The organism is Gimesia sp. (genome assembly GCF_040219335.1).
Classification (GTDB): domain Bacteria; phylum Planctomycetota; class Planctomycetia; order Planctomycetales; family Planctomycetaceae; genus Gimesia.
Genome location: NZ_JAVJSQ010000012.1, coordinates 102,681 through 116,240, shown reverse-complemented (window position 1 = coordinate 116,240; position 13,560 = coordinate 102,681). Strand labels below are relative to the sequence as shown.

The window sequence follows — 13,560 nt, the reverse complement described above, 5'->3', positions numbered from 1 at the left end:
ACATTCACCAGGCAAGCATCGATACACGCCGATACGGTGACCCTATCCTCATTTATGGGCCAGAGACCGCAGAATCGACCAATTAGCCGCAGGGCCTTAGCCCCGGTTGAAACGAGATAAGTATGGACCGTGCGAATTATGAAACACGTCCTGACCAGCCTGCCTCCCTGCCCATAGGTGGAGTAGATCAACACCGTTGCTACGCAGCACTAACGCAATGAAACCCGTATCTTTACGGAGTTTTTACTTTACATTCACCTCGCTGCTCTATAATGGAAAGAGCAGCGGTCAGGCACTGAGATCTTCCATCTTTCTGTTTAAGAATACTGTCCGTATAACGGCACATCACTTCGACACGCAGCGAGAGTACCTCAATGTGCAACTTCGATCTCAATTCCACGCTGGTCCAGCGCTTGTCTGCTTTCACAACTGACAAGTGGCTCCATCAGACCACCACCGCTCTCTCTATCTCCCCGATCTACATGACAGCTACCAGCTGTCCTAATTCTCAGCAACCAAGGATACTGCAATGAGACTTCAAATGTGCCAGTTACACTCCCTGATTCTGTCGGCACTGGCAGCCACCATAAGCCTGACGATCGCCGCCCCGGCACACGCACAGCAGAAAAAACCCAACATCCTGCTCATCGTCTCTGACGACACCGGCTACGGTGACCTGGGGCCCTACGGCGGTGGTGTCGGCCGCGGCATGCCCACCCCCAATATCGACAAAATGGCCCGTGCAGGCATGACCTTCTTCTCTTTCTACGCACAGCCCAGTTGTACTCCCGGACGCGCCGCCATGCAGACCGGTCGCATCCCCAATCGCAGCGGGATGACGACCGTCTCCTTCCCGGGACAGGGGGGCGGACTCCCCAAAGCAGAATGGACGCTTGCTTCCATCCTCAAACAGGCCAACTACCGCACCTACTTCACCGGGAAATGGCACCTGGGAGAAGCCGACCACGCCCTGCCCAATGCGCACGGCTATGACGTGATGGAGCACTGTTTCCTCTACCACCTCAACGCCTACACCTATGGTGATCCAGAGCGGTTCCCCGACATGGATTTCAAGCTGCGGGTGATGTTCAATCTCGTCACAAAAGGGTCCCTCTCAGGCAAAGCGGGAGAGGCGCCCAGACAGGACTGGAAAGTCGTCGGTGAATACATCGACACGCCGGAAAAAGGATTCGTTGGCGTCCCCTATCTCGATCAGTACGTCGAACAGTCGGGCCTGAAGTTTCTGGAAGATGCCGCTCAACATCCCGATCAGCCCTTCTTCATCAACGTCAACTTCATGAAAAACCACCAGCCCAACCTGCCGGCTCCCGAATTCAAACACAAATCCATCTCCAAAACCAAATACGCCGATTCCATCGTCGAGCTCGACACGCGCATTGGCAGCCTCATGGACAAACTCAAAGAACTCGAACTGGAACAAGACACGCTGGTCTTCTTCACCACCGACAACGGTGCCTGGCAGGACGTTTATCCGGACGCCGGCTACACACCGTTTCGCGGTACCAAAGGCACCGCCCGCGAAGGGGGGAGTCGAGTCCCCGCCATCGCGGTCTGGCCAGGTAAGATCAAGGGCGGTGTCCGCAATCACGACATCCTCGGCGGTCTGGACCTGATGGCCACCTTCGCTTCCCTCGCCGGTCTGGAACTTCCGCAAAAAGATCGCGCAGGCGAACCGATTTGCTTCGACAGCTACGACATGTCCCCCGCCCTGTTCGGCACAGGCAAGTCCAAACGGAATACCTGGTTTTACTTCACGGAGAATGAACTCGCCCCGGGTGCCGCTCGTGTCGGCAACTATAAAGCCGTCTTCAATCTGCGGGGGGATGGCGGACAGGCGACAGGCGGACTGGCCGTCGACACCAACCTCGGCTGGAAAGGACCGGAAAAATATGTCGCCACCGTGCCGCAGGTCTTCGATCTGCTCCAGGACCCGCAGGAACGCTATGATGTCTTCATGAACAACTTCACGGAACGCACCTGGACCCTGGTGACCTTCAATGCCGCCATCCGGAACCTGTTGCAAAGTTACGTCGATTATCCACCACGCAAAATGCAGCGCAAAATCTATCACGGACCAATGACCCTGACGGATTTCCACAAATTTAAATTCATCAGGGATGCCCTCAAAGAGGAAGGCATGAAATTTTCGATACCGTTCGGTAACTGATGACCTGTGCTGACCGATATCCATGCGGACCACCTGTACTTCAGAAAGCCCGTTACTTTCAAACAATCCCGTTTCCCTCATCCGCCAGAGAGCATAAACAAATGAGAATTCAGCCACGTCTTCGCTTACTGACCCTGGTCCTTGTTCTGACCTGCTGCGTGTTTCAGCTAAACGCCGCTGACCCGCTCCCTTCCTGGAACGAATCTGCTACCAAACAGAACATCATTCAGTTTGTCGAAAAGGTAACGTCCAAGGATTCTCCCGATTACGTCCCTCCGGAACACCGCATTGCCACCTTCGACAACGATGGCACCCTCTGGACCGAAAAACCGCAGTACTTCCAGGTTTTCTTTGCCATCGATCGGGTCAAAGCCCTCGCCCCCCAGCATCCGGAATGGAAAACGGAGGAACCCTTCGCTTCGGTCCTCAAAGGTGATTACAAAACCGCCTTCGCCGGGGGAGAAGCAGCCGTCCTGAAACTGGTTGTCGCCACGCACACTGGCATGACCACCACGGAATTTGAAAAGATCGTCAACGAGTGGAGCAAAACCGCCCGGCATCCGAAAACCGGACGTCTCTTCACCCAGATGGTTTATCAGCCTATGCTCGAACTGCTGGCCTACATGCGTTCTAAAGGCTTTAAAACGTTCATCGTCTCGGGAGGTGGAATCGAATTCATGCGGCCCTGGACTGAACGTGTTTATGGCATCCCCCCCCAGCAGGTGGTCGGCAGCAGTGTCAAAACCAAATTTGAAATGCGTGAAGAGGGCCCCGTGCTGATTCGTCTGCCGGAAATCAACTTCATCGACGACAAAGCCGGCAAACCGGTTGGCATCAACTCGCACATCGGCCTGCGTCCTATCGCTGCCTTCGGAAACTCCGACGGTGACATCCAGATGCTCGAATGGGCCACCGGCGCTTCCGGTGCCCGCTTCGCCCTGCTCGTGCACCACACCGATGCCAAACGCGAATACTCCTACAACGTCGGTGCCGTACAGGCGCTGAAAGACGCCAGCGAAAAAGGCTGGACCGTCGTGAATATGAAGGACGACTGGAAAGTCATCTACCCGCCCCTCAAGAAATGAACTCCGTGGAATCATCAATCCCGTCGGTCCCTGCTGCTGAAACAGTAGAGGGCCGGCGTTCAGTTCATCGCATCAGCGTAATCGAGTCAGACACTCTCGACCGCCGGTTTCGGTGCCTGCGCTTCCTCGCGCACCGTTTCCGGCAGCATTAACACGGCCCCCAGAAAAAAACAGATCGCCCCCTGCAGCGTAAAGGCAACCGCGACAGTCCCCATCCACTCGACTGTCGGACCGGGAAGCGAAATCGCAAAACAGGCGGAGACCATAAAGCCCACGCAGCCCAGCAGGTTGATCACCACAATCCACCACGAAAGATTCTCCGATCGCCAGCCCCAGTAATGATGGCAGATCTCAATATACGCCAGGTAACCGGAGGCCAGAAACAGCACCGAGCCCGCAAAGTTGGGAACCCACACCAGAAGATCAGTCTGGAACCACGTGAGCCCGGGCCACAGTGCATCGAAGGTATTGATGTTAAACAGGATCGTTCCCACAAACTGCAAGGCACAACTCAACCAGCCCGCCTTCCACGGCTTCCACCCCAACAGACGGTATCGTTTCCCGAAATGATCGGGCTCGTCCGGCAGTGGCCCGGCATTCGCGGCCTGGTAGAGTTGCAGATAGGCGGCAGTCGTAAAGGGAAGCGAACCGGCAAAGTAAATCGCATTCACTTGAGTTGAACTCAATGCCAGCGCGTTCGCCAGCTCGGGTGCAAGTAACAGCACACTCGCCGTCGCAAACAGCAACGACCCGAATGCGAACAGACTTCCAATCCACCAGTTTAGCTCGCCCGGCATCCACAGACAGCGAATCAGCAGCTGGCCAATCGCTTCCGCCAGACCGATTTCACGGGCAATCAGAGCCTTGCGGTGCTTACGTGACAGCCACTCCCACAGAGTGCCGTCGGCGTGACGAAACAGACGGCGCGTAATAAACGGCCCCGCCCCCTCCTCTTCTAAACACTCCCACCCTTCAGTTTTCTGACGCGATTCAGACATACCCGCAGTCTACTGCAGCGCATCCCAAAATACGAATGCAGACCGGATGATGATTTTCAGATGCGCCAGTGATAATTTTCTTGACTCCCTGAAAGCGGCAATCAACAATGGCGAAATACACATCGGAACAAAAGTCGAGTCATGAACAACGTTCGTTTTCCTGTCTTTCCTGCACGTCAATTCAATGTAGAGCTGGATTCCCCATGAATGATGAACTCACGCCTGAAGCACTCGTACCCTCCGAATCTGCCACCGATATCACCGCGTCTGAGCATGACCCGACGGTCATGGTCTGGTCGACCAGTTCGGGTGACAGCACCCTGCTGCACGTGATGCAGATCGACCCCACGGGCATTGCCTGGCTGCTCGATATCAAAAAGCCGAAAGTCCTCGAAGAACTCGTAGGACGCATCAACGCACAACCGGATGAGGCAACCGCGATCATCGCCGCAGAATCCAAGGGAACCTTCCTGCCGCGCGCAGAGCTGGCCCGTATCACCTACACGGAAGGTCTGCAGCAGCTCACCATCATCGACCAGGCCGGCAAAAAACAGAAAATCACCGAGGGTAACGAAGGCGAACACAGACAGATTTTCGAAGCGGTCCGTCATCATCTGGGAGGCACCGCCGGTGAAGAAGAAGCCGATGCCTGGTCTGTCCTGCAGGGGCCCCTGCTCGGCCTGGTACTCACGGCGGCCATCGGCGGATTCATGATCTTCCTCTCCACCGAAGCCGATCCGAGTCGCGAATTCTCGGGACGCCGCAGTGGCATGAAAAAGCTGATCAACTGGCTGGGCTACACCATCGGCCCCACCTGGATGTCGATCATTGTCGGCGGCATCTTTCTGGTCATCTTCGCTTCCATGATGCACTCACTCATCAAACGTCCCCTGCGGGAATTCCTGACCTTCAGACCGGTTTGAAGGAGAATCATATGCTCCGTTTACTCTCAACAGTTGTCATCGTAACTATCTGCACACTGCAGTCAGTCGTTCCGGGATATGCGGAGGAACCCCTGACCGACGCCGCCCGGGCCAAACGGACGCAGGAACTGAGCGGTGGATTGAGGATGAGGCGAAAGTTTATCTTCCACACCGGCTATCTCTTCATCGGCGATCTGGCCCACGCTCACCGGAGCGGCAAACCACGCCTCCCGCTGACCGACAACCAGGAACAGACCATCGCCAGCCTGGATCGCCTGATCTTCCTGGCACAGTTGGAAACCTTCAGTCGGGACGCCGATTACCTGGCCGGCAACCCCCGGGACTTCACCGCCTACCTGGAACGGAGCAAAACACGTCAGGCTCAGGCTATCCACCACGGTCAGTTCATGACGTTCACCGGCCTGCTCTCCCCCACACAAACCCGCTACAGCCTGCAGCACTACATTGCAGTCCGTAAATGGCACGCTTTATACGTTGACCTGACCCAGGAACTCTTTGAACTGACAACAACTCAGAAACGTCAGCTGCAGCAGGCGCAGACGAATTACAACAAGAGTACCAAACCTCTGTTCCTCGGCTCAATGCGGCCCAAAGCGGATCAACGCGACATCCAGGCCGGCATCGATCTGTACAAGGAAGAATTTCGCCGTGCAACGCGTGCTGTCCTGACACCGGCCCAAAACACAAAATACAATGCACTACTCATTCAGCCACAACAGCCCGAGGTTCTGCCTGCCACGCCCCCACTCTCAAATGACGATCAACAGCGCCTGGCACTGGAATCGCGTTCCCCAATCTTCCGCAGCATCCGCCAGCAACAGAAGCAGCTCAACCTCTCTGTCAAACAGCAGGAATTCCTGCAGCAGTTGACCCAGGTCACACAACGCGGCTTACTCTGGATCGAAACTTCACAGACAACAGAGGCGAAACAGGACCTCCCCCTCGTCTCTCACAGCCAGGTAGCATTCCTGAAACACGCCGAACAGGTCGCCCTGCAGGGCATCCTCTCCGAACAACAGGCACAGCTGGTCTTAGACGCCAGCTGACACAGACTGCTCACGTTCAATCCGTTCCTGTCGACGAACCAGGTACCAGCCCAAAAGAAAGGTTGAGATCCCCACACAGGGAAACAGATATTTGAGAATGCCGGGACCAAACAGGCTCCCCAGATAGTAGCCATTCAGGTACGGAATCCCCTCGACCTCACCCTGCACGCCCCCCTTCCCGTCAGTGGTAAAACGAACGCCGTTAGTATAGTTCCTCACCTCCACCCCTGCAGGAAAGGTGAACGCCAGGTCTTCGGAAGTCACTGTCCCAAATGAGACAGACTCAACCTGAATTTCCAGTGCGGATCCTCCGGCTTTGGCCGTAGGCAACTCGGTCCCCTGAAGTAAATACAGTCGCTGCGGAAACCAGATCCCCTGCTGCTGTTCTGCCTGCTCAACACGCATGGCCTCAAACCAGCGCAATTTTCGACCTTCGATGCGTTGATCAAACCGCTCCAGCCGATAAGCCAGCGGAAGAAACTGACGCGCGGGATCAAAATTCACGCACATGATACCCGTCCAACTCTGCCGACGTTCGACCTTGATTGGATACGAAATCGAAATCGTTTTCCGATCACCAATCTGCCCCGACTTAATGCTTGGTGACGCCTCCAGATCTACCTCAGCTGTCTCTAATGCCTGCACCGCATCCTGAATGAAGAAAATCCGATGCTGCTCCGATGTCCCACGCCCCCAGCGTGTCAGCATCCCAGCCGGATTCTGTCCTTCTTTGAGGTGCGATATCTGCCCCCGCGACTGGGACTCTTCCTTCCCGTTAACCAGAGTTGCAGACCGAACTTCGCCCTGCTGCACATCACAGACTTTGATCATCGTGGCGTCTCGGATCTCCTCGTGCTCGGGGGTTTTCGGCACCGTGAATGTGAAATCATCCCGGAACGATTCGCCCAGGCGACGGGTCCGACCTTCAGCGCGTAAGATGATCTCATCAGCAGGATCCGGGATTGATCCCTGGTACGGAAAGGCAACCAGATCGGCGTGTACTTTATATCTGCGACTGCGGGCCTCGTAGGAAATATTCTCAAACAACCGCAACCGTTGTTCCAGGGCCTCAATCAGCACGGCCCGCTGCTCCTCCACCGGCAGCGCAAAAAACGCATCGGCGCTCATCGCAGGAATCTGAGGCAGCACAGCCTCCTCGGCCGCCACAGCTCTGTCACCACAACACAGACCCAAAGTCCCAGCCAGGATCAGCAGCAGCATATTCCAGCGTAACATCACATCCGCCTTTCGAGAGAATCACCAACTCAACAGAACAAGCAGAGATTGAATCTCTATGGTACTTTTGAACCGTCTGCATTTTCAAGCGGGATTATTCAGTGGAGCGTCTTTTCGAAACAGCATGCTGAGAGTAGCGAGCCTCACCTTCACTTCCGTACCGCATCATACTGCGTCAGATACCAGTTCTCCACGAGCTGATCTGATCGGACGAGGTATGAAGTCCAGTTGTCACCGCTAATTTCGAACTGCGGACCGCTGCTCCCTGGCGGATGATATTCCAGCAGGTACAGGTAGTGCGGCGACAGCGCAAAACTGACGCCGCCGTCAGGAAGCTGTTCAACGTCCGCACCGAATTGTTCGTAGGTTCGATACTGCGTCTTTCCCAAAGGGGTGAGTTTTCCTGGGCGTTTTTCATGCGCAAAATACCTGCCAATCTCTGGCAGTGTTCCAGGTCTCGTAGGCCACTCCTCTAATAACGGTTCCAGCGCTCTTTGAAACCGGGGTAAATCATTCGAAATACGGTATCGCGCCGCGTACCAGAGCAGATTGTCCTGCTGAGATGTGATAAACACGAGGCCACAGACAACCAATGTGAACCCGAGCAGATAGGTTTTACTCGTGCCCCTCAGAATGACGTGCATCCCAGCCAGCAACAAAGCAACTGCACTCCCACACATGATGAAGATCATCGCAGCAATTCGGGAACCGAGGACCGAAAAAGAATGCGTCCTCTGGTAAAATGAGGGTTCTTCCGTAACTGGAATCATCAGATCACTCAATGAGCTCAGCTTGAGATATCCCTCCCCCATGTCATCTGGGATACTCAAATCAACCCGTGCCCAGGTATACGCGGATTGAAAACTGGCATCCCACCAGAGCCAGACAGGCACGATGAGCAGCACCAGCCAGAGAAACCCCAGTGACCATTTGGAAGTCCTGACAGTAACCTTTCGAACCACCGCGAGCAGTCTTTTCACTTTCGCGCGGAAATTGTGTGTTGCCCAGACAAAGAGAACAATCCCAGCCAGACAAATCAGGCCCCCCTCCAGCCGGTATACCCGAAAACGCGACCATCCGTCCGCAAACATCCACACGGCAACCACTTGCAGAATCAGCCGCACCAAACGTCCCGACAACGGGATATGGCCGCACTCCTTGCAGACGTCGGACTGGATAATGCGGAACACCACCCTCCGGTTGCCGCCACATTTTTCGCATTTCAAAACCATAGTTTCGAAAACGAAAACGCCCGTCGCGGGATCAAACTAATTCAGAATTGCTGAAGCAAGATCATTGTCAGCTCAAATCAGCTCGCTGATCAACTCCCGGCGTTCCAGGATGTACCGCGGGCGGCCACTGTGATCCAGGAACGTGGTCGAGGGATCGATGCCCAGGTGGCGGTAGAGCATCGCCAGCACATTCTCAGGGCGATACGGCGCGTCGATAGGCGTCCCGCCTTCTGCGTCGGAGGCACCAATCACCTGGCCGGTTTTGATGCCGCCGCCCGCTAAAGCGACGCTCATCACACGGCCCCAGTGATCGCGGCCCGCGTTCTTGTTGAATTTCGGCGTCCGACCGAATTCGCCCATCGCTACCACCATCACCTTTTTATCGATGCCGCGGGCGTGCAGATCTTCCACGAGTGCCGCGAAGGCGCGGTCGTAGGGAATCGCTTTCTGCTTCATCCGTTTGACCAGATCACGATGGTCGTCCCAGCTGGGGCCGGTCACCCGTACCGATGCGACGGTCACCCCGTGTTCCACCAGGCGGCGGGCCAGCAGAATATTCTGGCCGAAGGAGTTCCTGCCGTATCGGTCGCGCGTCGCCTCATCTTCCTGGGAGATATCAAAGGCATTCCGCGCCGCATCGCCGGCCACCATCTCGAAGGCTTCCCGGGTGAACTGATCCATGGCATCGCCCACGCCGTTGTTGTCGATGATCTCGCGTGTGGCGTCAAACCCCTTTAGTAACTGCTTGCGGTCTTTGAGACGTTCTGAAGTCAGACCGCGTAACAGCGTCAGGTTGGGCACCTCAAAGTTCTTTCGGTCTGCATCGCGGGCGGTAATGAACGGGTTATACCCCTTGCCCAGCCAGGCGGCGCGACCAAATCGCATGTCGCGAGGCAGTGAAACGTACGCGGGAATTCCCTGTTCGTTACTGCCGCGGACCTTGGAGGTAATACAGCCGATGCTCGGCATTTCATTTTCGTTACTCTGTCGATCGCGCAGATAATACCCGGTCTGCGTCAGGTGACTGCTGGTCCGATGGCTGCCCGAATTGTGATGAATCGAGCGAATGACCGCCAGCTTATCCATCACCCGTGCCTGCTCTTTCATGAACTCACTGAACTGCACGCCTGGGACAGAGGTGCTGATCGGATTCAGCGGCCCACGATAATCGGCAGGTGCATTGGGTTTCGGATCGTAAGTCTCATGCTGCGTCGGTCCCCCCGCCAGTTCCAGAAAGATGATCGCCGTATTGTCCTGCTTTCGACCGTTCGTCGAGGCAGCCTGGGCTTTGAGACGCAGAATTTCGGGGAGAGACAGCCCCATCAGGCCGGTCAGACCTGCTTTAATGACTGAGCGTCGCGAGATTCCATCACAAAATTCAGAGGTTCGTCGAGACATTCCTGCTCCTTTCCCGGGTGTGTCAGGTGGGATGGTTGCGGGGGTCGGCACTCATTGCCGACAGGTGGGAAGGCGCTATTGTACACGATCCACGGCCATACATCAACAGCAATGCATATATCCAGCATAGTCTTCGACTTGTGATTCAATAGAGAGGACAGAGAAACTGCAGAGAAACTTACTTCAACCCCGCCGGTTCCCCCAGCACCTGAATACTCAGCAGATGATGCGACGGCATTTTGGTGCCGCGTTCGACCACGGGGACTTTGCCATCCTCTTCCAGATCCGTTTTCATCAACTTCCAGAGCACGCGTTTGTCACGAGTGATTTCAAACGCCTGCACGTCGTTATCCATCCCTTTGCGATGATGATAGTCGGAATTGATCACCACCAGGTTCCCGTTGTTCCGCACCTGCACACCCACCGGATACAACAGTTCAAAACCGAGGTCGTCCCGCTTGTCCAGAATCCAGGTGATCTTCCCCTCGGGATCGACTTCGATAATCTGATACGACGTAATACAGGGAATCAGCGTCCGCCCGTTTGCCAGACGGATCGCCGTAAACGGGCGGTCTTGCGGTTTCAAGTCGTACCGCCAGACCTCTTGCCCCTTAGAATCCAATTCCAGTATCACCTTGTTGTCACGATACGAAATCAGATACGTCCCCTGCGGCGTCTTGCGTGCCTGCATATACCGGTTGTGAACATTCTTGCCGCCATCGGGCAGATCAATCGACCACGTTACGTTCTGCTGCCGGTCCACTTCCAGCAACTTCTGATTGCCGCAATCCAGAATCAGCACCTTTCCATCACCCAACGGCTGACAGGAATTGATCTCCTGCTGCCCCTTGATCGGGGGGACTTTGTACTCCCACACCGTCTCTTTCGCCTGATTGACTTCCCGCACGCCGAACCGGTGCGCAAACAGCACATTCCCGTTCGGCAGCTTCCAGGCATCGTAGACGGTTTCAATGCCGGGCTGCTGGTAATGCCAGACAATGTCATTCTGCCCGTTCAGTTCCAGAATCCCTTCCCCATAGCCGATCAGGAGCCGACGTTCATCTTCCTTTTTCACGGGGGCCTTTTTGCCGACCCCTTTCATCAGCCGACTCGCCTTGCCGGCCAGCTTGAGATAATGATCGCTGGGCAACCCTTCGTACGTGACAAACTTGCCCCCGTTCCCGGTCGGCGGGTGATTGGTACATTTGAAAATCGCCGTCGCTTCGTCCACTTCATCGAACATCGCGATATACAGCATCCCACAGCCAATCCGCTCGGCCGCCTTGATCTGGGACCAGAGGAAATCCCCCTTCCGCCGCGGAATCTGATTCAGTTCCCCGCCCTGCAGGTTGTGCCAGCTGAATCCCGGAAACGCAACCGGCAGGAAATCGAGCCCCTCTTCTGCGCACCATTGACGATCCGGCTGCCAGACCCGTTCCGCATGCCGATTCGCCTCTTTGGGACTCCGATAGCGACCCACCGACCAGGGACTGATTACATCAGCGGCTTTGATAATCTCCTTCAGCAGCGGATCGTCAACCGCATCCCGCGTCCCCTCGCGCCAGTAGGACGGAACGCCCAGCATCACCGCGCAGCCGTTCCCCTTGAACAGTTTAACCAGTTCGAAACATTCCTGGAGTGAATACGGCCGATCATCACTGAAGCCGATACCCCACACCGCGACCAATGGTTTCCCGTTGTGCCGCTGGTATTGAGTATCCTCGGCCACGCGCTGTATCTCGCGCAGTTCCGTCCAGTCGTCAAAGACGCGCTCGACCTCGCCCGCCTGCAGACCACTCAGGTCATACATCACGGCGAACGTGCGTCCCGACTCTTTGGCTCCCTCGCGAACATGGTTCAACACCAGGTTCTTATTCTGAAGCAGTCTCATATTCGACAGCCCGGAAGCAAATCGCTGCAGGAAGGCCCCATCGATCCCGTATTCCTGCATCCAGCGAAAGTGTCGCAGCACGGTTTTACGATTCGCACTGCTGAAAACTTCCGCCCGGCTGCCGTCATCATGACGAAATCCGGTCGCATAGCGTTCATCGGCATCCAGTTCCGAAATATCGGGCCACAGATCCACGGTCACATTTCCCGGACCGAACTGCTTATGCCCCAGCCGGGCCCAGTGCTTCCAGCCCAACCCGGAGCCATCCTCAGGACAGTTAAACCAGCCCTGGTAACCCACCATGACTTTTCCGGTCAACGTCCCGGGATCGACCGGCTGCACAGCCTTCTCATCCTGGGCAGCCAGCGGTTGCACCAGGCAGGCCAGCAGACTGACCAGCAGCATAACAAATGGAGCAGCGTTTCGATTCATATCTCTATTTCCAGATCCTGTTCGGATAAACTAACAATCAGACTTCAGGCACCAGCTTGACCGGATACGTATTTCCGGACGCAAACTGCGGCACATAAATGGCTCCGTCCGCAGCAACCACCAGGTCATGCGGATGCCGGAAGAAGCCCCCCTGTTGCGACATCGGCTGCAACTTACCATTCACGTACTGCGGAGCCGTCCCGCCGATATTCGACACAATTTTATAATCGCGATCCAGCACCGAAATATACCCCTTGCTCTCCCGGTCTTTCGGCCAGTTATCCGCCAGATGGGGCACAAACATGTGTTCGCCCACAATCTGGATCATCCGCGGATTCGAACCGGGCAGCGATATCTCCTCGATCAGCTTCCCTTCCAGCGTGAGACGCTTGATCGTCTGCTGATCGCTCATCGCGATGACCAGTTCGGGCGCCCCCGGACCACGCGTATCAACCACGCCCCCGTGCGGTCCCCAGTGGGCGATGCCCCCTTCCGGACCGCCGAAGTAATCCAGCAACTTTCCCGCACGGTTGTAACGCAGGATGTAATCTTTGCCGTAGCCGTCGAGTACGAAAAAATCCCCGTTCGGCAGATGTAGCGTCCAGGCGGGGCGATACTCTTTCTCATTAGCATATTTGCCCGTCGACTTGGGATACGACAGCTCCATCAGAATTTCGCCGTCCAGCGTCGTCTTGAAGACCCGGTGCAGATTCAGATCGGTAATGAACAGCACCTCCCGACCCTCTTCCTGCACAATTTCCAGACCATGGGCTCCGGGAAACCGCGTCCCCCATTTCTGCAGCAGCTTCCCGTCCCGGTCATACACGATCACATTATTCGCACAATGATCGGTAAGTAAATAAATCCGCCCCCGTGCATCGACCACCATCGCACTGCAGTTCTTCACCGGCGTCCGCTCATCCAACACACCCCACCCGGCGACAGGCCGATAACGAAACTTCCCTTGCCCGAATACAGGCAGCGGCCGTTCATCTGCAGCCAGCCGCCCCGCCCCCAGCGCACAGGCTCCGGTGAGCAGACTCTGACAAAGAAAATCGCGTCGATGCAGTTGATGGTGGTACATGATTAATCCTTTTAAATTCAGATGCT

Annotated in this window: 10 protein-coding genes; 4 read left to right on the top strand and 6 right to left on the bottom strand. The window is 55.8% G+C overall.

Going from position 1 to position 13,560, the window contains the following annotated elements; translation table 11 throughout:
- Positions 1-529: 529 nt before the first annotated feature.
- Positions 530-2,188: an arylsulfatase gene (locus tag RID21_RS10960; RefSeq protein ID WP_350188855.1), complete on the top strand. Its 1,659-nt coding sequence runs from the start codon at positions 530-532 to the stop codon at positions 2,186-2,188.
- 101 nt (positions 2,189-2,289) lie between these two features.
- The gene (locus RID21_RS10955; protein ID WP_350188853.1) at positions 2,290-3,273 is read left to right on the top strand and encodes an HAD family hydrolase; all 984 of its coding nucleotides are present in this window, start codon (positions 2,290-2,292) and stop codon (positions 3,271-3,273) included.
- An 86-nt stretch (positions 3,274-3,359) separates the two neighbouring features.
- Here RID21_RS10955 and RID21_RS10950 read toward each other — a convergent pair whose 3' ends face one another.
- A complete protein-coding gene (locus RID21_RS10950) occupies positions 3,360-4,271 on the bottom strand; it encodes a hypothetical protein (protein ID WP_350188851.1) in 912 nt (303 codons plus the stop codon).
- Positions 4,272-4,474: 203 nt separating this feature from the next.
- On the opposite strand from RID21_RS10950, the gene RID21_RS10945 reads away from it, so the two are divergent.
- The gene (locus tag RID21_RS10945; RefSeq protein WP_350188849.1) at positions 4,475-5,194 is read left to right on the top strand and encodes a hypothetical protein; all 720 of its coding nucleotides are present in this window, start codon (positions 4,475-4,477) and stop codon (positions 5,192-5,194) included.
- A gap of 11 nt (positions 5,195-5,205) precedes the next feature.
- Positions 5,206-6,261 carry a hypothetical protein gene (locus RID21_RS10940; protein ID WP_350188847.1) on the top strand — a complete coding sequence of 352 codons (1,056 nt, stop codon included), beginning with the start codon at positions 5,206-5,208 and terminating at the stop codon, positions 6,259-6,261.
- On the opposite strand, the gene RID21_RS10935 is transcribed toward RID21_RS10940, so the two are convergent.
- The 5 genes from RID21_RS10935 to RID21_RS10915 all read right to left on the bottom strand — a co-directional run bounded on the left by RID21_RS10935 (position 6,247) and on the right by RID21_RS10915 (position 13,534).
- The gene (locus RID21_RS10935) at positions 6,247-7,497 is read right to left on the bottom strand and encodes a hypothetical protein (protein WP_350188845.1); all 1,251 of its coding nucleotides are present in this window, start codon (positions 7,495-7,497) and stop codon (positions 6,247-6,249) included. The two genes, RID21_RS10940 and RID21_RS10935, sit on opposite strands and share 15 nt — an antisense overlap.
- A gap of 149 nt (positions 7,498-7,646) precedes the next feature.
- Complete coding sequence (locus RID21_RS10930) at positions 7,647-8,687, bottom strand: hypothetical protein (RefSeq protein WP_350188843.1); 1,041 nt, start codon at positions 8,685-8,687, stop codon at positions 7,647-7,649.
- A gap of 114 nt (positions 8,688-8,801) precedes the next feature.
- Entirely contained in the window at positions 8,802-10,127 is a 1,326-nt protein-coding gene (locus RID21_RS10925) for a DUF1501 domain-containing protein (protein WP_350188842.1), read from the bottom strand.
- Positions 10,128-10,305: 178 nt separating this feature from the next.
- Positions 10,306-12,450 carry a glycoside hydrolase family 71/99-like protein gene (locus RID21_RS10920; protein ID WP_350188840.1) on the bottom strand — a complete coding sequence of 715 codons (2,145 nt, stop codon included), beginning with the start codon at positions 12,448-12,450 and terminating at the stop codon, positions 10,306-10,308.
- A 37-nt stretch (positions 12,451-12,487) separates the two neighbouring features.
- Positions 12,488-13,534: an NHL repeat-containing protein gene (locus tag RID21_RS10915; protein WP_350188838.1), complete on the bottom strand. Its 1,047-nt coding sequence runs from the start codon at positions 13,532-13,534 to the stop codon at positions 12,488-12,490.
- Positions 13,535-13,560: the final 26 nt, after the last annotated feature.